Here is a 20745-nt window from a genome sequence, read left to right on the forward strand (position 1 = left end):
CCTCAATCCGCTTCACCACTACTCGTATGAGTAGAGGTGAACCACTCGTTCAAGTAGTCAGGAACGGGAAGAATGTGATCCGCGCGATATTCCTCAAGGATTTCTCCGCGCCCTCGCTAACATCTCGGACATGACCACTCCGCTCCCCTCCCAGAAATCCGTCTTCCTGTCCGGCAGTGGGCCGGGGCTGCTGCTCGCGCATGGTGCGGGTAGTGACATCGAGGACAGCTACGGCCCGATCCTGGAAAGTCTCGCCGGCCGCCGAACCGTCGTCGGTCCGGATTATCCGGGGTCCGGGAATAATCCCGTTCCGGACCGTCCGCTGACGCTCGACGGGCTCGCCGACCACATTGTGGAAAGCGCCGTGCAATCCGGCGTACATTCATTTGCCATATCCGGATTCTCGATGGGTGTGGCGGTGTCCGTGCGGGCCGCCGTGCGCCATCCCGAACGCGTTACCGCTCTTGTTCTTTCCGCTGGATTCGCCCGCCCGAACGCACGCCTCGATCTGGCCATCGACACCTGGCGGGCACTCGGCGCACCGGGTGGGAGCGGCAGGGTCCTGGCCTCCTATCTCTCGCTGATGGTCGGCGGCACCCGCTGGCTCGACGCACGCTCCCACGAGGAGGTCGAGGATCAGGTCGAGCTGTTCTCCGCCGGAATGCCGCCGGGCACCGACGCGCAGCTCGCCCTCTTCGACGGCATCAACGTACGGGCCGACCTGGCGCGGATCGCGGTACCGGTGCTCGTCGTCTCGCCCCTGGGGGACCTCCTCATCACTCCCGTTCACTCCCGCGAACTCGTGGCCGGTATCCGGGGGGCCCGGCTGGCGACGCTCGACTGCGGTCACGCCATCGCCGCGGAGCGGCCGGCGGAGTGGGCCGAGCTGATCACCGAGTTCCTCGACACGGTCGACGGATGACCGCCGCGGGCGGTACGGGGCAGAGCTGCCCGTACCGCCCGGGCCTTGCCGCCCTCGCCTTACCGCCCGAGCCGGCCGGGGCGGCCGCTGCGGCCGGTCGTGGGCCCGGCGCCCGGCCCGCCGACCCCGGGATCGGGGTGACGCGGCCCGGGGGTGGGCGCCGGGCCCGGTCTCAGAGGCGCCCGGACGAGGGGGCCTTGCCCAGCGCCGTCACCGCGAGGGCCGCCGCGGCGAGCCCGCCGCCCAGCCACATCACCGCGTTGACCCCCGCGCCGTCCGCGGCCAGGCCCCCGGCCAGCGCGCCCAGGGCGATCGCCCCGTTGAACACGCCGACGAACAGTGAGGACGCGGCCTCGCGCGCCTCGGGAGCCGAAGCCAGCAGCCAGGTCTGGGTGCTGACCGAAACACCGCCGTAGGACAGTCCCCAGACGGCGAGCAGCACGCCCGCGGTCAGGACGGAGCCGCCGAGCACCGGTACCAGTGCGACCGTGGCCGCGAGTACCGCGCTGATCACCAGCAGGGTGCTCCGCGGGGACCGCCCGGCACCCGCGCCGGCCGCGAAGTTGCCCGCCACGCCCGCGACTCCGTACACGAGCAACAGCGTGCCGATCATCCCGGCGCTCGCCCCCGAGACCTCCTCCAGCACGGGGCGCACGTACGTGTAGGCGGCGAAGTGCCCGGTGACGAGCAGGCCCACCACCAGCAGTCCGGTGCGCACCCGCGCCTCGCCGAACAGCCGCATGACGCCGCTGAGGCGCACGTCCTGCTCGGCGGGCAGCCGCGGCAGCAGGACCGCAAGGGCGACCAGTACCACCAGCGCCAGGACGCCGATGGTCACGAACGCCGTCCGCCAGTCGGCCAGTTCGCCGATGTACGTACCGGCGGGCACGCCGAGCACCGAGGCCACCGCGATACCACTGAAGATCAACGAGGTCGCGGAGCCGATCGACTTGGGCGGCACCAGCCGTACGGCCAGGCCCGCCGCGATCGCCCAGACACCGCCCATGCCGACGCCGACCAGCACGCGGGCGGCCACCATCACCGCGAAGTTCGGCGACCACGCCGCGAGCAGGTTGCCCACCGTGAGGACCGCCATCAGCGCACACAGCACCGTCCGCCGGTCGATCCGCCCCAACAGCGGTGTCAGCAGCGGCGCCGAGACCGCTCCGACCAGGCCGGTGATGGTCAGGGTCAGTCCGGCGGTGCCCTCGGTCACCTTCAGCGCGTCCCCGATGGGCGTCAGCAGGCCCACGGGCAGCATCTCGGACGTCACCACCGTGAACGTCGCGCTCGAGACCGCCACGACGCCCAACCAGCCGCGGGTCGCGGAGCGCTCCGGCACCCCGGTGGTGTCTGCAATTTCCTCAGTCTGTGCCATGCGACCAGCCAACCCGTCCCGACCTGCGGGAACAACGGCCGATCCCTCATCCTTCGATGAGCTGGGCTACTTGATCGGCCGCGTCGGAGCGGCGGTGTAGAAAGGGAACCATGAGCGGTGTCGAGATACGCGAGCTGGAGACCTTCCTCGTGCTCGCGCAGGAGTTGCACTTCGGACGGGCGGGCGAGCGGCTGTACGTGTCCCAGAGCCGGGTCAGCCAGCTGCTGCGCTCGCTGGAGAGCCGCATCGGGGCCCCGCTCGTGGAGCGCACCAGCCGCCGGGTGCGCCTGACGCCGCTCGGGGAGAGCTTCCTCGCGGGCCTGCGCCCGGCGTACGACGCGCTGCGCGCCACGGTCGACGAGGCGCGGGCCGCCGCGCGGGGCATGGGCGGGGAGCTGCGCATCGGCTTCCAGGGCACCGTCGACGACTACCTCAGCCGGGCGATCGCCCTGTTCGGGGACCGGTATCCCGACTGCGCGATCGACATCGTCGAGATCCCGCTCTCCGACCCCTTCGGGCCGCTGCGCCGTCAGGAGGTGGACTGCGCGGTGGTGCTGCTGCCGGTCGCCGAGGACGACCTCGTCCTCGGTCCGGTCTTCTCCCGGCAGCCGCAGACCCTCGCCGTGTCCGTCCGGCACCCCTTCGCAGCCCGGGAATCGCTCTCCGCCGAGGAACTCGCCGACTGCCGGCTCATCGGCATCGACGGCGGCGCACCCGAGTACTGGCGACGGGCCCAGGCTCCCGGCCTGACCCCGGGCGGTCTCCCCGTACCGGCCGGGCCGAGCGTCAACACGCTGCAGGAAGGCCTGAGTCTGACGGCGGCCAATCGCGGCGCCATGCTGCTGTGCCGGTCCACGGCCGACTACCACGGGCGCCGCGACTCCCTCACCTTCGTCCCGGTGCAGGGCCTGCCCGACTCCGAACTGGGCCTCATCCGCCACCGCACCCGCCCCTCCGCCCAGGCGGAGGCCTTCGCCCTGGCGGTAACCGAAACGGCCGACCCGGCGGCCTGACCGTCGTCGGGGCACCTGCCCCCGTCTGCCTCACAAGCCCCGGGAACCGATCAGGTGCGCCAGGCCGCCCAGCACGCACCGGAGGCCGAAGGACCACACCGCGTCCGGGTCGTAGGCCCCCACCGCGCTGCCGACCCGGCCGGCGAGGGGGTAGCGCTCCGGGTCCATGGCCCGTTCCAGCAGGGGGGCACTGACGGCCCACCACTCCTCGTCGCTCTGGCGGCTGTTGTGCGCGGCGGCGTCGGCCGCGGCCAGGGCGTTCGCGTGGACGAAGCCGAGGAGGTGGGTCAGAGCCGCGTCCATCTCGGTATCGGTGAGGCCGATGCCCTCGAAGGCCGCCAGTTCGTACTCGTACTTCGCGATCACGCCGGGGCCCAGCGGCGGGCGGGTGACCGCCAGGTCCGCGATCCACGGGTGCCGGACGAGCAGGTCGCGGTTGTCGTCGGCGATGTGGGTGACCCGCTCCTGCCACGGGTCCCGCTCGCCGGGGGCCCGGCGGTCCATCCGCCGGTACGACTCGTCCAGCATCAGGTCGAGCAGTTCGGCCTTCCCGGGGACGTACGTGTACAGGGTCATCGGCGTCACCCCGAGCCGCTGGGCCAGCGCCCGCATGGTCAGCGCGGCCAGCCCCGCCTCGTCGGCGAGGGCGAGCCCGGCGCCGATCACGGCGTCCACGCTGAGCCCCTGCCGGGGCCCGCGCCGGCCGGGGCGGGCCGGCTCCTGGCCGGGCTCCCGCCACAGCAGCTCCAGGGTGCGCACGGGATCGCCCGCGCCGCTCCGGTCCTTGGCCATGCCGGTTCCTTCCCGTCGGGAAAACCAAAACTCAGTACACCGTATAGAGTACTATGTATAATGTAAGTCCGAGACGCCGCCACCGCGAGGAGTTCCGTGCAGATCGCCAGCACCGCAATATCCCTGACCGTCGACGACGTCCCCGCCTCCGCCACCTTCCTGGCCAGGCACTTCGGCTACACCGAAACCATGTCCGCCGAGGGCTTCGCCTCCCTCGGCCACCCCGACGGCCCCCAGGTGATCTTCCTGCGGCGCGGTATCGAGGTCCTCCCCGAGGGCTTCCGCGACCAGCACGTCGGCGGCCTGATCCTCGCCTTCACGGTGAACGACCTGCCCGGCGAGCACGCTCGCCTGCGCGCCGAGGGCGCCCCCATCGCGATGGAGCTGCGCGAGGAGCCCTGGGGCGAGCGGCTCTTCCAGGTCAGCGACCCGAACGGGGTGATCATCCAGCTCGTCGACTGGGTCACCACCGACGCGAGCCAAGCACAGCCGGGCGACGTGAACCCCGTGAACCCCGCCGACAGTCACCAGGTCATCCAGGTCCGCGGCGCCCGCGAGAACAACCTGACGGACGTCTCCCTCGACATCCCCAAGCGCCGCCTGACCGTCTTCACCGGCGTCTCCGGCTCCGGGAAGTCCTCCCTCGTCTTCGGTACCGTCGCCGCCGAGTCGCAGCGGATGATCAACGAGACCTACACCTCCTTCGTCCAGTCCTTCATGCCGAGCCTGGGCCGGCCGGACGTGGACGCCCTGCACAACCTGAGCGCCGCCATCGTCGTCGACCAGGAGCGGATGGGCGCCAACTCCCGTTCCACCGTGGGTACGGCGACCGACGCCTCCACCATGCTGCGGATCGTCTTCTCCCGCCTCGGGACCCCGCACGTCGGCACGTCCTCCGCCTTCAGCTTCAACACGCCCGAGGGCATGTGCCCGCGCTGCGAGGGCATCGGCCAGGTCTCCGACATCGACGTGGACCAGCTCGTGGACCGGGAACTCTCCCTCAACGAGGGCGCGATCACCGTCCCGGGTTTTGCCGTGGACTCCTGGTACTGGCAGATCATGGCGAACTCCGGCTTCTACTCCCCCGATACGAAGCTCAAGGACTTCACCGAGCAGGAGTGGTCGGACTTCCTGCACAAGAGCTCGGTGAAGGTGAAGGTGGGGTCGAACAACTTCACCTACGAGGGCCTGGTCACCAAGGTGTCCCGCACCTACCTGTCCAAGGACCGCGAGTCGATGCAGTCCCACATCCGGGCCTTCGTGGACCGTGCCGTGGTCTTCGCCGACTGCCCGGAGTGCGCGGGCGCCCGCCTGTCCGCGGCGGCGCTCTCCTCCCGGATCGACGGCGTCAACATCGCCGAGTGCTCGGCGATGCAGATCAGCGACCTGGCCGCCTTCGTCCGCCGGATCGACGACCCGGCCGTGGCCCCGCTGCTCGCGAACCTGGGCGACCTGCTCGACTCCCTCGTGGAGATCGGGCTCGGCTACCTCAGCCTGGACCGCCCGGCCGGGACCCTCTCCGGTGGCGAGGCCCAGCGGGTGAAGATGGTGCGCCACCTCGGTTCCGCGCTCACGGACGTCACGTACGTCTTCGACGAGCCGACCACCGGCCTGCACCCGCACGACATCCGGCGGATGAACGACCTGCTGCTGCGGCTGCGCGACAAGGGCAACACCGTGCTGGTCGTGGAGCACAAGCCGGAGGTCATCGCGATCGCCGACCACGTCGTGGACCTCGGCCCGGGCGCGGGCACGGCCGGCGGGCAGCTCTGCTACAGCGGGGACGTGGCCGGGCTGCGCGCCTCGGACACCCTCACCGGCCGCCACCTCGAACACCGGGCGCGGCTGCGGGAGTCGGTGCGCGTCCCGTGCGGGACCCTGTCGGTCAAGGGCGCCGATCTGCACAACCTCAAGGACGTCAGCGTGGACGTGCCGCTGGGCGTGCTGACCGTGGTGACGGGGGTCGCCGGCTCCGGCAAGAGCTCGCTGATCCACGGCTACCTGGCCGGGCAGGACGGGGTGGTGGTGGCCGACCAGTCGCCGATCCGCGGTTCGCGCCGGTCCAACCCGGCCACGTACACCGGCCTGCTCGGCCCGATCCGGACCGCCTTCGCCAAGGCCAACGGGGTCAAGGCGGCCCTGTTCAGCGCGAATTCGGAAGGCGCCTGCCCGAACTGCAACGGCATCGGGCTGGTCTACACGGACCTGGCGATGATGGCCGCGGTGTCCTCGGTCTGCGAAGAGTGCGAGGGCAAGCGCTTCACGCCCGAGGTCCTCACGTACCGGCTGCGCGACAAGAACATCAGCGAGGTCCTCGACATGCCGGTGGCGGAGGCGTACGAGTTCTTCACCACCGGCCAGGCCCGGGCGATCCTGGGCCGTCTCGCCGACGTGGGGCTGGGCTACGTCCGGCTCGGCCAGCCGCTCAGCACCCTGTCGGGCGGCGAGCGCCAGCGGCTCAAGCTCGCCATCAGCATGGCGGAGAAGTCCTCGACGTACATCCTGGACGAGCCGACGACCGGCCTGCACATGGCCGATGTCGACAAGCTGCTCGCGCTGCTGGACCGGCTCGTCGACGACGGGAACTCGGTGATCGTCATCGAGCACCACCAGGCGGTGATGGCGCACGCCGACTGGCTGATCGACATCGGCCCGGGCGGCGGCCACGACGGCGGCCGGGTGGTCTTCGAGGGCACCCCGTCGACCCTGGTGGCCGAGGCGGACACGCTGACCGCCCGCCACCTGCGGGAGTACGTCAGCCGCGGCTGACGTCCGGGAAGGTCAGCTCGCGGCCGGCGCCGAGCGGGGCGAAGAACCGCTCGACGTCGGCCGCGGTGACCTCCTCCAGGCGCGCCGGCGACCAGCGCGGATTCCGGTCCTTGTCGACGACCTGGGCACGGATTCCCTCCACCAGGTCCGGTGAGGTCAGCGCGTTGCAGGACACCCTGAACTCCTGGACCAGCACCTGCTCCAGGGTGGTCGCGTCCTCGGTCCGGCGCAGGGCGGCCAGGGTGGTCTTGAGGGCGGTCGGGGACTTGGCCAGGATCGTCTCGGCGGTCTCCTTGGCCGCCGGGTCCCCGTCGGCGAACAGCCGCTCGACGATCTCCTCGACGGTGTCCGCCGCGTAGCAGCGGTCGATCCGGTCGCGCCGCCCCGCGAGCTCCCCGGGCGGGGGCGTGGCCGTGTACCGCGGGAGGACCTCGCGTACGGACGCCCCGGCGAGTTCCGCGGTCAGCTCCGGGAGCCGGGCGGCCGGTACGAAGTGGTCGGCGAGCCCGCACAGCATCGCGTCGGCGGCGCCCACGGCGGTTCCGGTGAGGGCGAGATGGGTGCCGAGCAGGCCGGGGGCGCGGCCGGGGCCTCGCCCGAGCAGCCAGGTGCCGCCGACGTCCGGGACGAAGCCGATGCCGGTCTCGGGCATCGCGACGCGGGAGCGTTGGGTGACGATCCGGACGCCGCCGTGGGCCGATACGCCGACGCCGCCGCCCATCACGATGCCGTCCATGAGGGCCACGTACGGCTTGCGGTAGCGGGCGATGTGGGCGTTGAGCCGGTACTCGTCGCGCCAGAAGTCCGCGGAGGCGGTGGTTCCTGCCTTGGCGTCGTCGTGGATGGCCCGGATGTCGCCGCCCGCACACAGCCCGCGCTCACCGGCCCCGCGGATCAAGACCTGGTGGACGGCGGGGTCGTCCTCCCAGGCGGTGAGGGCCTCGTCGATCCGCAGCACCATGGGGTGGGTGAGGGCGTTGAGGGCCCTGGGACGGTTGAGGGTGACCACCCCGGTCAGACCCTGGATCTCGAACAAAACGGTGTCGTCTGAGCTCTTCACACCGGCCAGTATGTAGCGTGGACCGGTATGCGGAAGATCATCCTGATGAGTGCGGTCTCGATCGAAGGCTACTTCGAGGGGCCCGAGCGGCAGATCGACTGGCACCTGGTGGACGACGAGCTGCACCAGCACATGAACGACGAACTGCGCACGATGGGCGCCTTCCTGGCCGGCCGCGTCACGCACGAGCTGATGGCGGACTTCTGGCCCACCGCGGACGCCGACCCCGCGAATGCCGGGCCGATGGCCGAGTTCGCCGGAATCTGGCGGTCCATGCCGAAGTACGTGTACTCGCGCACCCTGCCGCCGGGCCCGGCCGACTGGAACACCACCGTCGTGCGTGACGTCGTCCCGGAGGAGGTCGCCGCGCTCAAGGCCGCGCCCGGCGGCGACATGGTCATGAGCGGAACCGATCTCGCCGCCTCCTTCCTGCGTCTCGACCTCGTGGACGCGTACCGGATCTACGTGCATCCGGTCCGCATCGGCCGCGGCAAACCGCTCTTCCCGCCGACCGACAGCGGAACGGTGCCCCTGCGCATGGCGGGCACCCGCACCTTCGGCAACGGTGTGGTGCGGCTGGACTACGAGCGCCCGTAGGCCCCGGGCGTGTGCCCGAAGGCACGCCGGAAGACATCGATGAACGCGCTCGCGGAGGACCAGCCGCAACGGTGCGCGACCGCCGTCACCGGCGTGCCGACGGCGAGCAGCCGCAGCGCCTGGTGCAGCCTCAGCTGGGTGCGCCACTGCGGGAAGGTCATCCCCAGTTCGGCGCGGAAGAGCCGGCTCAGCGTCCGCTCACCGGCTCCCGCCCCGGCCGCCGCCGCCAGCGCGGCCAGCCCCCGCGGGTCCCCCGGGTCGGCGTGCAGCAGCGCGCACACCGCGGCGAGGCGCGGGTCGGCGGGGGCGGGCAGGTGCAGCGGCTGGAGCGGCGAGGCCCGCAGCTGGTCGAGGAGCACCGCGAGCAGCCTGCGCCGCTCGGGGGTGTCGTCCTGCGGGTCCCGCGTGTAGGCGAGGATCAGCTCGCGCAGCAGCGGGCCCACGGCGATGACGGCCGGCACGTCCAGGGACAGCGGGTTGAGGCTGGTCGGCAGCCCCACGGAGTGCAGGTCGGTCCGGCCGAAGCCGCGGTGTTCGTGCACCGTCCCGGCCGGGATCCACAGGGCCCGGGTCGCGGGGGCCACCCAGGTGCCGGCGTCGGTGGTGATCGACAGGACCCCGGAACCGGCGTAGGCGATCTGGTGGTCGTCGTGGCGGTGCGGGTCGATCCCGATGTCGGTGTCGAGTTCACGGATGCTGGTGGCGGCGCGCGGGGTGTGGCGGATCTTCTGCATCACTCGGCAATTTATCGGAAGCGGGACCGCTCCGCCGACGGCGATTCTCAAGGGGTGAAGCCCACCCACCCCGTCATGAATCCTGCGGAGCGCGCGCGTTCCCCGCTCCCGGCGGCTCCGGTCCGGCGCCGCGTCGCCGCCCTCGCGGCAGGCCACTCCTGCGTGGACGTGTACCAGGGCGCCGTGGCCGCGCTGGTGCCGTTCCTCGTGTCGGAGCGCGCCTACGGTTACGCCGCCGCGTCCGGCATCGTGCTCGCCGCCTCGCTCCTCTCCTCCGTGGTCCAGCCGCTGTTCGGCATGCTGACCGACCGTCGCCCGATGCCCTGGCTGATCCCCCTCGCCACGGCCGCCGCCGGACTCGGCATCGCCCTCGTCGGGCTGGACGCCGGGTACGCGGCCACGGTCGCCGCAGTCGGCCTGTCCGGGCTGGGCGTGGCGGCGTACCACCCGGCGGCCGCCCGGATGGTGCGCACCGCCGCGGGCGGTGGTGGGCACGCGGCGATGAGCTGGTTCGCGCTCGGCGGGAACATCGGCTTCGCCTGCGCTCCGCTGCTGGTCGTGGGCGCGCTGGCACTGCCGGGGTCGGCCGGCTGGTGGCTGCTGGCCCTGCCCGCCGTGCTCGGAGCCCTCCTGAACCGGCCGTCCGCCCCGGCGGGTGCCGTCGCCCCGCCCGTCACGGCACCTCGGGACGCTGCTGCGGCCGCCCCCGCGGAGAACCGGCGGGCGTTCCTGCGGCTGTGCCTGGTCGTGATCGTCCGGTCGGTGGTGTTCACCGGCCTGAGCACCTTCGTCGCCCTGTACGTACGTGAGCGCGGCGGCGGTGAAACCACCGGCGCCGTCGCCCTGTTCGCCCTCTTCGCGGGCAGCGCCGCCGGCACCCTGCTCGGTGCCCGGCTGGCCGGCCGGTGGGACCGGGTGACCGCGGTCCGCCGGGCGTACGCCGCCTCGGTGCCCGCCGTCGCCGGGATCCTCTTCCTGCCCCTGCCGCTGGTGCCCGTCTGCGCGGCGCTCGCCGCCGCCGCGCTGTACGTGCCCTTCTCCCTCCAGGTCACCCTGGGCCAGGACTACCTCCCGACGCGCATCGGTACGGCGAGCGGGGTCACGCTCGGCCTGACCGTCAGCGTGGGCGGCCTCGCGAGCCCGCTCATCGGCGCCGCCGCGGACGCCGCTTCGCTGCGCGCCGCCCTGCTGCCGCTGGCCGTACTCCCGGTCCTGGCCTGGGCGCTGGCGAGGCGGCTGCCGGAGCCTGGGGCAGCCGAACGGCCTGTGTGATCATCGGTACGCGAGAGAACCGACCTTCGGGGGGTGGGCGTTGGAGCTGATCGGGCGCGGACGTGAGGCCGATGTGTACGCCGTGGACAGAGAGCGCGTGCTGCGCCGTTTCCGGGACGGGCAGCCGGCGGAGGGCGAGGCGCGGCTCTTGCGGTGGCTGGCCGCGCAGGGCTACCCGGTGCCGGTCGTGCACGAGGTGGACGGTACGGACCTGGTCATGGAGCGGCTCCACGGGCCGACCATGAGCGAGGCGTTGCGCAGCCTCCCCTGGCGGGCTCCGACGTACGGCGCGATGCTCGGCCGGCTCCACCGCGAGCTGCACGCTCTGCCCGATCCCGGCTGGCTGCCCAGGCTCCCGGGGAGTGACGGCGACGCCCGGGTGCTGCACCTCGATCTGCACCCGGAGAACGTCGTCATCACGGGCCGCGGCCCGAAGGTCATCGACTGGACCACGTCCCGTGTCGGCCGCCCCGAGGTGGACGTGGCCATGACCTTCGTCATCCTCCGCGGCATCGTGCTGCGGCCGCACGAGCGGCTGCTGATCAGGGGCTTCCTGCGAGCCGTGGCCCGCACCTGTGGAACCGACTGGCGCGCGGGCATGCGCGTCGCCGGCGAGCGACGGCTCGGGGACCCCCACCTCACGGAAACGGAAGCCGACCTGGTCCGCCGCCTGCAGCGCCCTTACTCCTGAGCCGGTTCGGCGGCCGCCGCGCAGCAGCCCGTCGTCACGCACTCGGCCTCTCGCCGACGCCACCGACCCAGGACAGCCACCTGCGAGGTGGACCGTATGCCCAATAGTGTCCCCATGTGCCCACAGATCCTCACCACCCCCGCGCGAGCACCGAAGGGCTCCAACCAGCCCTCGGCATGCCGGTCCGGCGGATCCGGGCCACCTGCGGCGGGGTGAGCCCGTCGCAGGCGTCCGTCTCAGGCGGCCGGACCGCCTCGCCCCCTGCGGACCGACGGCTGCACCGCCCGGAGCCCGCACCCCAGCGACCGCCGCCGACCGGCCATCTCCCTCACCCCGGAGGGACAGATCCTCGCCCCGCGCCCCGAGAGGCCGGTCAGAGCCTGCCCGCCGAAGCCGTTCCCCTGCTGCGACGCCCCGCCGGGGACCGACCCGCCCCGCCGCCCTCGCCGCCGCGCCCCCACCCGCCCGAAGGAGACCGCATGACCGCCCCCACCGACCCCAACCGCCTCACCCTCGGCGGCGACACCGCCCTCGTCCTCATCGACCTCCAGACGGGCATCATGGCCATGCCCACCGCCAAGCCCGCCGCCGAGATCCTGCGGAAGGGCATCGCCCTGGCCGAGGCCTTCCGCGCCCACAGGCTGCCCGTGGTCCTGGTCAAGGTGGCCTGGTCCCCGGACGGCGGCGACCTGCCCACCGCCAAAGTGGACCGCCCCGGCCCGGCGGCCGCACCGCCCGCCGCGTTCTCCGAGATCCCCGCCGAGCTGGCCGCCCTCGGCGACGTGGTCGTCACCAAGCGCCACTGGGGGGCCTTCACCGGCACCGAGCTCGACCTCCAGCTGCGCCGCCGCGGCATCCACCGCATCGTGCTGGGCGGCATCTCCACCAGCGCCGGCGTCGAGTCCACCGCCCGTACCGCCTGGGAGCTCAGCTACGAGCTGGTCTTCGCCGAGGACGCCACCGCCGACCTGGACGCCGAGTCCCACGCCCACACCTTCGGCAAGATCTTCCCCCGCATCGGCAAGGTCAGCAGCACCACCGAGATCCTCGCCGCCCTGGCTTCCTGACGACAGCCCTGGCCATTTCTAGGTCGATCGACCTAGACTGCGGATCATGACTGACTCACTGCGTCACGATCCGACCGGGCCCGTACTCATCACCGGGGGTTACGGAACCGTCGGCGCCGAGATCGCCCGGATGGTCGCCGCCGACGCCCCGACCCTGCTCACCGGGCGCACGCCCGAGCGGGGCAGGGCACTGGCGGCCGAGCTCGGGGGCGAGGTCCGCGCCTGGGACCTCGGCGACCCCGCTCCCTTCCGCGCCGGCGTACGGGCCGTGATCAACTCGGTCAACGACCCCGACGACCGGGTGCTGCGCGCGGCCGTCACCGGCGGGATCCCGTACGTGGACATCACGCGCTGGACGGCCCGGCTGCAGCGGGCGGTCACCGTGGCCGCGCTGCTGCGGCCCACCGCCCCGGTGCTCCTGTCCTCCGCCTGGATGGGCGGGGTCGTCAGCCTGGTGGCAGCCGCACTGGCCGCCGAACTGGGCGGCGCCGAGCGGGTGGAGATCGCCGTGCGGTGGGACATGGCCGACCGGGCCGGCGCGGACTCCGTGGAGTTCATGGACCGGCTCGGCCTGGGCTTCGAGGTGGTGGACGGCGGCCGGCGCCGGCTCGCCGCGCCGCTCACGGACGCCCGTACGGTCCTCATCGACGGCACGCCGGTACGCGTCGCCCGCATCGACACCCCGGAGCAGTTCACGCTCCCCCTCACCCTGGGCACCACCACCGCGGCCACCCGCCTCGGCTTCAGCTCGCCGGCCGCCACCCGCGCCCTGCTCGCCCTCCGCGGTACGGGCTTCTTCCGCTGGGCCGGCGGCGACCGCTGGGCTCCCGCGCGCCGCGCCCTGCTCCACTCCCCCGGCGAAGGCGGCACGGCCCTGCTCCGCGTGGACGTCTCCCACCGGGGGCGCGAGCTCGGCGCGACCGTCACCGACCCGCGCGGGCAGAGCCACCTGACGGCGGTCGGGGCCCTGCTGGGGCTGCGCCGCGTACTCGGCACCGACGGGTCCCCTGCGCCGCAGGGCGTGGTCTTCCCCGAGCAGCATCCGGAACCGGCCCACGCGGCGAGCCTGCTGGCGGTCCACGGCGTCCACCTCGGCGTGGACCGGGGCGAGGGCCGGAACGGGGCGGCGTGCGCGGCCGGGGACGGGGCCGCCGCGTGAGCGCACCGAGCTCCGCCGGGCCGACCCCGAAGGGCCGCCTACGGCGTACGGCCCTCCTGGACGCCGCTCAGCGGATCCTGAGCTCCTCCGGCGGCGCCGAACTCACCATGCGCACGGTGGCGGACGAGGCCGGAGTCCGACTGGGCCACCTCCAGTACTACTTCCCCACCCGCACGGACCTCCTGGCGGCGCTGCTGGACCGGGTCCTCACCGCCTCCCTGGAACGCGTGGCCGACCTCACGGCCTCACCCGCCGTCGACCTCCCGGCCGTCCTGGACGTCCTTCTCGGCGAGCACGAAGACCTGCCCCTGGTACGGCTGTTCACCGAGGTCTGGGCCATGGCGGCGCACGACGAAGCGGCCGCCGAGGCCGTCCGCGGCTTCTACGGTGCGTACGCCGCCCACGTGGCCGAACTCGTCGCCGACCGGTCCGCGGGCCGGTCCGCGACCCTGCCACCCGCCGCGGCGCGCGCCCGCGCCGACGTCTTCGTCATGCTGCTGGAGGGATCGGCACTCTTCCGCTCCGGCGTCGCGGGCCGCCCCGACGCGGCCGGCGAAGCCCTGCTGCGCCGCACGCTGCTCGACCTCCTCGACGGAGGCTCCGGGTAGAATTGCAGAGTTCTTCAATTCACCATGTGCTGCCGCGATCAGGCGTCGGGGAGGCGGTCGGAGTGGGCGGATTCGCCGAAGCCGCACGGGAGCGGGTCCAGCAGGCGCGCGCCCGGCTCCGGGCCGCGCTCGACGAGCAGGACGAGTACGAGGTGGATCTCGCCCAGGACGAGCTGGAGGACGCACTGCGCCTCGCGCGCAAGCACGGCATCAGCACGGACGGGCCCGCGGGGACCGCAGCCGACGGCGCCGGCAGCGCCACCGGGGTCTCCGAAGAAGGGGCAGCTGATCGGTGAGCCCGTCGGTTCCGCTGTACCAGGCCAAGGCCGAGTTCTTCCGGATGCTCGGGCATCCGGTGCGCATCCGCGTCCTGGAGCTGCTCCAGAGCGGGCCGATGCCGGTCCGGGACCTGCTGGCGGCGATCGAGGTCGAGCCCTCCAGCCTGTCCCAGCAGCTCGCGGTGTTGCGCCGGTCGGGGATCGTCACCGCCACCCGCGGGGGCTCCACCGTCGTCTACGAACTGGCGGGCGGCGACGTCGCCGACCTGCTGGCCGCCGCCCGACGCATCCTCACCGTCATGCTCTCCGGACAGAACGAGCTGCTGGAAGAACTCCGCGGTTTCCGTCCCCACGACACACCCCCCACGCCCCCCACCGCCCCGATACCCGCCTTGGAGACCCCCGGATGAGTGACGCAACGACCGCGGCCCCAAACCCGGACGGCGAGTCCGGGTCCGATTCCCGGTCCGATTCCGGGGTCAAGGCCGAGGCCAGGTGGCTGGAGCGCGGCGTGGCACTGCGCGCCTTCTTCTACATCTTCGGCACGCACGCGTTCGCAGGATTCGTCTACCTGCTCTTCTACCTGGGCGAGCACGCGAAGAAGTAGCCGCTACACGGCGTCGGCACAGGCTGCACAGACCAGACTCGCGTACTGCGGGTCGTACCACGCGTCCCCCGGATGCTCGCCGGGCCTCCACGAGGACACCTCCATGGCGAAGGTGTCCCGGCCGCAGTAGGTGCGCGGACCGGCGACGGCCGTCATCCCGGGGGCGGCGGGCACCGCGTGCACGCGGAGGACGGACGGTTCGGCGTCGCCCGCCGTCGGCTTGTCGAGCTCGTACACGACGACAATCTCGCTCATACCTCGACCGTAGGCCGCCGCGGGCGGCCCCGCTCAGCCGAAGCCGACGTTGAGCAGCACGATGCCCGCCGGCACGGTGGCGCTCGCGGCGAGCCGGGCCCGGCCGAGCCGCTCCCGGAAGACCAGGCCACGGCGTTCCAGCTCGCGTGCATGAGCGCGGCGAACAGGACGACCACCGGGGACGAGCGTCGTGAACGTGGGTGAGGCCGGGAGGGCGAGGGGCATGAGGGTGTCCACGAGTGACTCCAGGAGGTGATTGCGCGACGAGCCGTTCGAGGGAGGCGCACGCGGAAAGCGGCCGGTACTTCGCGGCGCTTGGTGGTGCGCGAGGAACGGGGGCGCGGGCGGGTCCGTGGCCCCGCACCCGGTGAGGCGCGGTCGGCCCCCGCCGGGTCGGGGTCAACCCGATGATCTTGCCGGTCGTGATCGGTCCCGGCGTGTACTCCAGATGAACTCCAGACGCCCCGAACGGGACCGGTTCAGCCGGTACGACACCCTCGACCCGATCCGGCCCGAGGACCGGGCCCCGCCTCCCCGAAACTCATGCTCGCCCACACGGGGAGAACCGGACCGCCCTGCCCACCGAACCGGCAACCACCCCGGCCGCCATCGGCCTGGCGGCAGCCCAACCGGCCGCCCTGTAAGCCGCCACCGAGCTCCCGATCGCGCCCATTTCCCGGGACCGTTTCAGGACTCGGACGGTCGGACCCGATCACGGTCTCGCAGGGGCGCCGCGGAGCTGAACCTCTCGAACATCAACGTGAGGAGGTCCAGGGAGGACCTCCTCGCGGTGCCGTCCTCGGGGCCGTCGGGCAGTCGATCCCAGGGCACGGCCGGGGCCGCTTCGGCCTCCTCGATCCACCGCGCCAGGGCATCGTGGTCGGGCGCGTCGTGCGGTGCGATCACGTCGTACATCAGCGTGCTGCCCGCCGCGTTCACCGCCGTGCAGAGCGCGTTGACACGGTCGCCCAACCGCGTCGCCCGCGCATCGGCCAGTCCCTTCAAGACCCGCGCCATCGCCAGCGCGGTGGGTTTGTGGTCGATCGCGTCCAGGCGCAGGGCCGTGTTGATCATGTCCTGGTTTCCGCACGCGATCTCGACCGGTCGGTAGTCGTGCCCGTCGCGGAACATCTCGGCCGCCCACCACAACCGGGCGAACGCCTGCGTGTAGTGCGGCCCCGAGAACCTCGGGGTGCTGACCCGCCTCGCCGTGTCGTCGCTCGACTCGCCCGCGGCCAGGTGCCGCCACAGGACATAGTCCGGTGCGACGGCCAGCGCGAGGAAGTTCCACAGCTCCGGGCGCGCGGCCTCGGACCGGGTCATGCGCAGGGTGGCGTGCAGCCTGGGTGCCAGCCAGGCGTCCGCGCCGGCGCGAGAAGGGGCGAAGCGGTACATCGCCTCGTCCAGCAGCTCGCGTACGGGAGCGGTGTCCCAGCGGGCCGAGTCGTCCGGAATCGCCGTGCTCGCGCGCAGTATCGCCACCTGCGGCAGCTTCTCCTGCCCTGCTCGCACCCCGTTGGTCAGGTACGTGGAGACGGCTGCGGAGGGGAGTACCGCCAGGCGTTCGGGGGCATCGGATCGCGTCATCGGACCGGTCCTTCCTGGGCGCGCGTCACGGCGCGGATCGCCGACGTGAGGTTCTTGGGGACCTGGGCCCGCCGTGAGGCCGCGTACTGGATCCGAGGTAGGAGCTCGGCCCAGCCGGCGCCTTCCTTGCGGCGACCGTAGGCCTCGGCCAGGGCGTCTGCGATCGGACGGCCCGGGAGGACATCCGGGAGCATGGCGCGCAGGACGGACTCGCGCCATCCACCCGGAAGGTGCGGCGTCCCGTGCTCGTCCTGTTCGAGGTCACCGAGGGCGGCGTGGAACATGGCGGCCCAGACTTCACCGGCGATCTGGGCCGCCACCAGCCCGGCCGCCGCCTTCTCCAGCGGGCCCCGGGCGCCGTTGAGCAGACCGGTGAACCCTTCGAAGGAGGTGTTCAGCAGAATGGTCGGCACGTCTCCCGTGGTGTCGATGAACCACGGAGCCTCCTTGAACGGGCGCAGCCATTCCCGCGGACCGTCGCGGAAGTCCTCCTCCACGATCTCCGTCTCACGCTGACGTGTGGCCGTCCGTGCGAGGAAGTCGATGACCCACGGAGTGTCGGACGCACCGATGATCCGGCCGTCGACACCCGCGTAGCTGCCCACGACGCTCACGTCGAGAACGGCGCGGGCCACGTGCTCCGAACGTCGGATGCGCACTTCTCCACGCCAGTGCTTTTCGCCGCGGGTCCGTTGGAGGCGGCTGACCACGCGTGTGTTCGTGGCCCCTTCGGTCAGCACCGCGACGCACGTGACCCCGGCCCATGGGCCGTCGGCCAGTTCGTCGTTGGGGACGGACACCTCCAGTTCCAGCAGGCCCTCCACCCAGTCGTCACGTTCGACTTGGTGGAACGCGACGACACGCTCCCGCTGGGACACGAGGGAAAGCTGCAGGGGGACCCCGTCGATGCTCGCCTGCCGGACGGTGACATCGATCTTCCCGACAAGGGTGGGGTAGGGGTAGACGGTGGTCATGCGGAGGCCTCCCGCGCCTGCTGGATGTCCACGATCACGCCTGCCATGGCGGCGGCGACGGGATGGCTGCCGACGGCGGTGACCCCGCCGAACCGGACGGTACGCACCTCGGGTGCCACGACGATCGCGCCGTCGACGACGGCACAGTTCTCCGTCGCCGTCAGTTCGGCCCACTCCAGCGCGGGCCTCCCGCCGGAACGCACGTCGAACCGGACGACGGGGACGAGGCGCCACGGGTCCTCGCGCTGCGGCACCGTCACCGTCACGTCGAGGGTCCACGCCCCCTCGGGATCCACGCGTCCGGTGACGCGATCGACCACGGGGTACCCGTGCGCGCGCCGCCCCGGGGCCGTCGCGGGCAGGTCGAGCCTGAGGAGGCTCCGGAGTACCTCGGGCCCGGCGGAGACCTCGCGGGCAGCTCGCCGACCGATGAGGCCGCGGAGCGCCGCGTCCATACCGGCATTGAATTCCGTCAGCCGTCGCGGAGCGTTGGGATACAGCGCGGACAGCTCCTCCGTGACGCCCCACCGGTCGTGTTCCGGAGGCTCGGCGGCCCGGAGGAAGGCCTCGGCGGCGTGTACGGCGTCGCCGTCGTCACCCGTGGCGAACCCGGCCAGCAGTACGGCCTGGAAGGGGTCGACGCCCATGCCGAGACTGCGCGGACGGCGGGAGGTGACCGTCATGCGGGTGCCGCGCATGCACACGATGCGGCTGTGCTCCTCGTCCGAGTCCGCGGCGGGGGTCACCAGGAGGACCGCTCGGTGGGTGACCGGTACGGCCTTGCGCCCCTCGGACCGCAGCGGCGGAACGTCGAGGAGGACCTCGGCTGCGGCGACCTGGTCCGCGGCGGTGAGCTCGGCGACCGTTTCGCGGTCGAGGTAGGCGCGGAAGGCGCGCGCGAGCGCAGGGTGGCGCTCGTGCGGATCGACCCGCCGCTCGGGCACGACGGTCTCGTCGTTGCGGAGGGCGCGGACGGATGCCTCCAGCGTCGCCGAGGTCGAGCGCCCTGCGGTCATGGCGGCCCAGAAATTGTCGGCGAGGGCGATGCTCAGGGCCTCGTGCATCTCCTGCAGCGTGTTGCCGGCACCGGCCGCGTCATGGGCACCGACGACGAGGAACGACGTACCGGGGTCGTCGCTGTCACGGTCGAGCCGCAGGTCGGCCACGTCCTGCTCACCGGCCCACCAGGATCGGGACACGCTCTCACGTTCCTTTTCCGTGTCCGGCTCGCCGAGCCACGCCGGTCCGGCGTAGGCGACACCGTCCACCTCTCGCCATGGAAGATCGAGCCTTCCGATGACACGACGGGCCGTGCGCCCCTCGTGGCTCTCCGACAGGGTGCTGTTCATCAACACCAGACCGAGACGGCTGGCCGCCCAGAGGGTGGCTTTGCCCAGACCGAAAGACCCACCCGCCCGATCGTTCCGCTTGTGGCTGTCGAGCTGCCGGCGAACCACGGCGGCGAACCGGCCGTCCCCGTATTCCGGGCCGGTGAGCCCGGCCGCGTTGTAGTCGTCCACCCTCAGGAGCAGCAACGACGACTCGTCGCGCAGGGCCCGCAGCCCCTCTTCCAGCACCCGGCCCACCTTCTGCCGGGACCGGGCCGCCGCCTCGTAGTGCGCTTCCAGTTCCTTCCACTTCAGAGCGGCCAGGAACGCCGTGAGGGTCTCCCCGGTCAGTTCGTGCAGAGTGAAGCGGACGCGCACGGGGCGGGTCGGGTCCAGTCGCTCGTCCAAGGAGTTCTGTACGGTCTCGCGGGCGAGCACGGCCAGCCCGGCGTCGAAGGCGAACGCCGCCGCGTTGCCGTACTCGCGCCCGCCGTCGCGGTGGGCGAGCCGGTGGTGCCATCCGATCGGTCGCGCGGACCCGGCGTCGACGTCCCTCATCAGCACGGTGGAGACATCGGTGTCGAGCAGCTCCGCGATCCTGGACATCAGCTCGGTACGCGGTTGCGCCCTCCCTGTCACCCACGCGGACACGGCAGCACGCGTCAGCCCGAGCCGCTCGGCGAACTCGGCCTGCGTCAGACCGCTCCGCCGGAGCTGGCGTCCGAGCCAGGCTCCGAACTCCTCGCCGTCGTCCATGGCCGCCCCCTCCAGTCCGTCCCATAGTGATGTTCGGAGGCCAGCGTACCAGCCGCATTTGACAAGCAAGATCACGTCAAACGCCATTTGACATCACCGCGCTCGGCACGCGCCAGCAGCCGGTTTGGAGAATTACCAGAACTCCGACTTTTCGGGACGGATCGCCATCCCGGAGAAGTGGTTTACAAAGGGCTGGACGCCAGCATGATCGTTCCGGTAGATTCGATGACGTCGCTCCCCACCGCGGAGTGGACAGGGGGGACACAATCCCACTGGGGCGGAGCCATGTTCACGTTCGGCCATGGCCGGTTCTGCGCACCAACACCCCTTGAACCAAGGGGATCTCGACTGCACGGCAGCAAGTTGACACCAGCGACGGCCACCCTTCGAGCGGCTGGACGCGACCATGATCGACCGGCTTTAATGAAATTCCACTTCACCGGAGCGAAACCGGCGGGAATTCCGTCGACACGTCGAGGCGAAGCCATGCCGAATTCCATTCCGTGAAGCACATTCACCCAGGGGGACACATGTCCGAGGAAGCAGACTCCCAGTTCATTCGACGGTACGACGCGCTGCCCATGGAGGAGCGTGGCGCGTTCCGCCGCGCCTACGGCGACGCCCGTGGCTTCCGTGTCCGCATCCGGGACCTCGGCCCCATGCGGAGCGCCGCCTACGACCAGCCCACCGGGGCGCCCACCCCGGCGAAGCGGGCCGTCTCCCTCGACCTGCGCCCCGTCCGGCGCCGCAGCCGCTCCACCACCGGCCCGCGCACCCCTCGTCGTAGCGGGCGCCCGGACACCTACACGGAACGCGGGTCGTTCACGGTGCGCAACGCCGACGGCGAGCCGATCTTCGACGTCACCATCGACATCGTCATCCGGAAGCGCTAACCCTC

At 72.1% G+C, this 20745-nt stretch carries 22 protein-coding genes; 13 read left to right on the forward strand and 9 right to left on the reverse strand.

The genetic code is table 11. The features are described from left to right. Window positions 1–130 precede the first annotated feature (130 nt). Window positions 131–922 carry an alpha/beta fold hydrolase gene (locus OG625_RS05045; RefSeq protein ID WP_329376859.1) on the forward strand — a complete coding sequence of 264 codons (792 nt, stop codon included), beginning with the start codon at window positions 131–133 and terminating at the stop codon, window positions 920–922. Window positions 923–1094: 172 nt separating this feature from the next. On the opposite strand, the gene OG625_RS05050 is transcribed toward OG625_RS05045, so the two are convergent. After that, complete coding sequence (locus OG625_RS05050) at window positions 1095–2300, reverse strand: MFS transporter (RefSeq protein WP_329376860.1); 1206 nt, start codon at window positions 2298–2300, stop codon at window positions 1095–1097. Between the two features lie 110 nt (window positions 2301–2410). Here OG625_RS05050 and OG625_RS05055 point away from each other — a divergent pair, with 110 nt between their 5' ends. Then, window positions 2411–3313 carry a LysR family transcriptional regulator gene (locus OG625_RS05055; RefSeq protein WP_329376861.1) on the forward strand — a complete coding sequence of 301 codons (903 nt, stop codon included), beginning with the start codon at window positions 2411–2413 and terminating at the stop codon, window positions 3311–3313. Window positions 3314–3343: 30 nt separating this feature from the next. On the opposite strand, the gene OG625_RS05060 is transcribed toward OG625_RS05055, so the two are convergent. Further along, the gene (locus tag OG625_RS05060; RefSeq protein WP_329376862.1) at window positions 3344–4105 is read right to left on the reverse strand and encodes a TetR/AcrR family transcriptional regulator; all 762 of its coding nucleotides are present in this window, start codon (window positions 4103–4105) and stop codon (window positions 3344–3346) included. A gap of 96 nt (window positions 4106–4201) precedes the next feature. On the opposite strand from OG625_RS05060, the gene OG625_RS05065 reads away from it, so the two are divergent. Beyond that, the gene (locus tag OG625_RS05065) at window positions 4202–6874 is read left to right on the forward strand and encodes an ATP-binding cassette domain-containing protein (RefSeq protein WP_329376863.1); all 2673 of its coding nucleotides are present in this window, start codon (window positions 4202–4204) and stop codon (window positions 6872–6874) included. On the opposite strand, the gene OG625_RS05070 is transcribed toward OG625_RS05065, so the two are convergent. Continuing rightward, complete coding sequence (locus OG625_RS05070) at window positions 6861–7934, reverse strand: enoyl-CoA hydratase/isomerase family protein (protein ID WP_329376864.1); 1074 nt, start codon at window positions 7932–7934, stop codon at window positions 6861–6863. The genes OG625_RS05065 and OG625_RS05070 overlap by 14 nt on opposite strands. Before the next feature lie 27 nt (window positions 7935–7961). Here OG625_RS05070 and OG625_RS05075 point away from each other — a divergent pair, with 27 nt between their 5' ends. After that, entirely contained in the window at window positions 7962–8531 is a 570-nt protein-coding gene (locus OG625_RS05075; RefSeq protein WP_329376865.1) for a dihydrofolate reductase family protein, read from the forward strand. Here OG625_RS05075 and OG625_RS05080 read toward each other — a convergent pair. Further along, window positions 8516–9265, reverse strand: coding sequence for an AraC family transcriptional regulator (locus OG625_RS05080; RefSeq protein ID WP_329376866.1), 750 nt, complete (start codon window positions 9263–9265; stop codon window positions 8516–8518). The two genes, OG625_RS05075 and OG625_RS05080, sit on opposite strands and share 16 nt — an antisense overlap. A 75-nt stretch (window positions 9266–9340) precedes the next feature. Here OG625_RS05080 and OG625_RS05085 point away from each other — a divergent pair, with 75 nt between their 5' ends. The 8 genes from OG625_RS05085 to OG625_RS05120 all read left to right on the forward strand — a co-directional run bounded on the left by OG625_RS05085 (window position 9341) and on the right by OG625_RS05120 (window position 14947). Beyond that, a complete protein-coding gene (locus tag OG625_RS05085) occupies window positions 9341–10537 on the forward strand; it encodes an MFS transporter (RefSeq protein ID WP_329376867.1) in 1197 nt (398 codons plus the stop codon). A gap of 40 nt (window positions 10538–10577) precedes the next feature. Next, a complete protein-coding gene (locus OG625_RS05090; RefSeq protein WP_329376868.1) occupies window positions 10578–11228 on the forward strand; it encodes a phosphotransferase in 651 nt (216 codons plus the stop codon). A 479-nt stretch (window positions 11229–11707) separates the two neighbouring features. Continuing rightward, window positions 11708–12295, forward strand: coding sequence for a hydrolase (locus tag OG625_RS05095; RefSeq protein WP_329376869.1), 588 nt, complete (start codon window positions 11708–11710; stop codon window positions 12293–12295). A 46-nt stretch (window positions 12296–12341) separates the two neighbouring features. Further along, entirely contained in the window at window positions 12342–13454 is a 1113-nt protein-coding gene (locus OG625_RS05100) for a saccharopine dehydrogenase (RefSeq protein ID WP_329376870.1), read from the forward strand. Then, complete coding sequence (locus tag OG625_RS05105) at window positions 13451–14062, forward strand: TetR/AcrR family transcriptional regulator (protein ID WP_329376871.1); 612 nt, start codon at window positions 13451–13453, stop codon at window positions 14060–14062. The genes OG625_RS05100 and OG625_RS05105 overlap by 4 nt, the downstream gene beginning before the upstream one ends. A gap of 26 nt (window positions 14063–14088) precedes the next feature. Then, on the forward strand, window positions 14089–14358 hold the full coding sequence (locus OG625_RS05110; RefSeq protein ID WP_329376872.1) for a hypothetical protein: 270 nt from the start codon (window positions 14089–14091) through the stop codon (window positions 14356–14358). Continuing rightward, complete coding sequence (locus OG625_RS05115; RefSeq protein WP_329376873.1) at window positions 14355–14750, forward strand: ArsR/SmtB family transcription factor; 396 nt, start codon at window positions 14355–14357, stop codon at window positions 14748–14750. Before OG625_RS05110 ends, OG625_RS05115 begins: the two co-directional genes overlap by 4 nt. Beyond that, on the forward strand, window positions 14747–14947 hold the full coding sequence (locus OG625_RS05120) for a DUF6126 family protein (RefSeq protein WP_329376874.1): 201 nt from the start codon (window positions 14747–14749) through the stop codon (window positions 14945–14947). Before OG625_RS05115 ends, OG625_RS05120 begins: the two co-directional genes overlap by 4 nt. A gap of 3 nt (window positions 14948–14950) precedes the next feature. Here the strand turns inward: OG625_RS05120 and OG625_RS05125 are convergent, their stop codons facing one another. From OG625_RS05125 to OG625_RS05145, 5 genes are all read right to left on the reverse strand, one after another. Beyond that, entirely contained in the window at window positions 14951–15202 is a 252-nt protein-coding gene (locus OG625_RS05125; RefSeq protein ID WP_329376875.1) for a hypothetical protein, read from the reverse strand. Window positions 15203–15235: 33 nt separating this feature from the next. Next, a complete protein-coding gene (locus tag OG625_RS05130) occupies window positions 15236–15439 on the reverse strand; it encodes a hypothetical protein (RefSeq protein ID WP_329376876.1) in 204 nt (67 codons plus the stop codon). Between the two features lie 450 nt (window positions 15440–15889). After that, window positions 15890–16789, reverse strand: a complete 900-nt coding sequence (locus OG625_RS05135; RefSeq protein WP_329376877.1) for a DUF6339 family protein — start codon at window positions 16787–16789, stop codon at window positions 15890–15892. Then, window positions 16786–17763 (reverse strand): hypothetical protein, encoded by a 978-nt coding sequence (locus tag OG625_RS05140; RefSeq protein ID WP_329376878.1) that lies wholly within the window; start codon window positions 17761–17763, stop codon window positions 16786–16788. The genes OG625_RS05135 and OG625_RS05140 overlap by 4 nt, the downstream gene beginning before the upstream one ends. Then, complete coding sequence (locus tag OG625_RS05145) at window positions 17760–19847, reverse strand: helix-turn-helix transcriptional regulator (protein WP_329376879.1); 2088 nt, start codon at window positions 19845–19847, stop codon at window positions 17760–17762. The genes OG625_RS05140 and OG625_RS05145 overlap by 4 nt, the downstream gene beginning before the upstream one ends. A 530-nt stretch (window positions 19848–20377) precedes the next feature. On the opposite strand from OG625_RS05145, the gene OG625_RS05150 reads away from it, so the two are divergent. Then, on the forward strand, window positions 20378–20740 hold the full coding sequence (locus tag OG625_RS05150; protein ID WP_329376880.1) for a hypothetical protein: 363 nt from the start codon (window positions 20378–20380) through the stop codon (window positions 20738–20740). The last annotated feature ends 5 nt before the right edge of the window (window positions 20741–20745 follow it).

The sequence above is a fragment of the Streptomyces sp. NBC_01351 genome (assembly GCF_036237315.1).
In the GTDB taxonomy this organism is placed as follows: Bacteria; Actinomycetota; Actinomycetes; order Streptomycetales; family Streptomycetaceae; genus Streptomyces.

Bases quoted from the DNA above. Each gene is read 5' to 3' on its own strand.
- OG625_RS05045 (WP_329376859.1), top strand. From the start codon at position 131: ATGACCACTCCGCTCCCCTCCCAGAAATCCGTCTTCCTGTCCGGCAGT.
- OG625_RS05050 (WP_329376860.1), bottom strand. From the start codon at position 2,300: ATGGCACAGACTGAGGAAATTGCAGACACCACCGGGGTGCCGGAGCGC.
- OG625_RS05055 (WP_329376861.1), top strand. From the start codon at position 2,411: ATGAGCGGTGTCGAGATACGCGAGCTGGAGACCTTCCTCGTGCTCGCG.
- OG625_RS05060 (WP_329376862.1), bottom strand. From the start codon at position 4,105: ATGGCCAAGGACCGGAGCGGCGCGGGCGATCCCGTGCGCACCCTGGAG.
- OG625_RS05075 (WP_329376865.1), top strand. From the start codon at position 7,962: ATGCGGAAGATCATCCTGATGAGTGCGGTCTCGATCGAAGGCTACTTC.
- OG625_RS05080 (WP_329376866.1), bottom strand. From the start codon at position 9,265: ATGCAGAAGATCCGCCACACCCCGCGCGCCGCCACCAGCATCCGTGAA.
- OG625_RS05085 (WP_329376867.1), top strand. From the start codon at position 9,341: ATGAATCCTGCGGAGCGCGCGCGTTCCCCGCTCCCGGCGGCTCCGGTC.
- OG625_RS05095 (WP_329376869.1), top strand. From the start codon at position 11,708: ATGACCGCCCCCACCGACCCCAACCGCCTCACCCTCGGCGGCGACACC.
- OG625_RS05100 (WP_329376870.1), top strand. From the start codon at position 12,342: ATGACTGACTCACTGCGTCACGATCCGACCGGGCCCGTACTCATCACC.
- OG625_RS05120 (WP_329376874.1), top strand. From the start codon at position 14,747: ATGAGTGACGCAACGACCGCGGCCCCAAACCCGGACGGCGAGTCCGGG.
- OG625_RS05125 (WP_329376875.1), bottom strand. From the start codon at position 15,202: ATGAGCGAGATTGTCGTCGTGTACGAGCTCGACAAGCCGACGGCGGGC.
- OG625_RS05135 (WP_329376877.1), bottom strand. From the start codon at position 16,789: ATGACGCGATCCGATGCCCCCGAACGCCTGGCGGTACTCCCCTCCGCA.
- OG625_RS05140 (WP_329376878.1), bottom strand. From the start codon at position 17,763: ATGACCACCGTCTACCCCTACCCCACCCTTGTCGGGAAGATCGATGTC.
- OG625_RS05145 (WP_329376879.1), bottom strand. From the start codon at position 19,847: ATGGACGACGGCGAGGAGTTCGGAGCCTGGCTCGGACGCCAGCTCCGG.
- OG625_RS05150 (WP_329376880.1), top strand. From the start codon at position 20,378: ATGTCCGAGGAAGCAGACTCCCAGTTCATTCGACGGTACGACGCGCTG.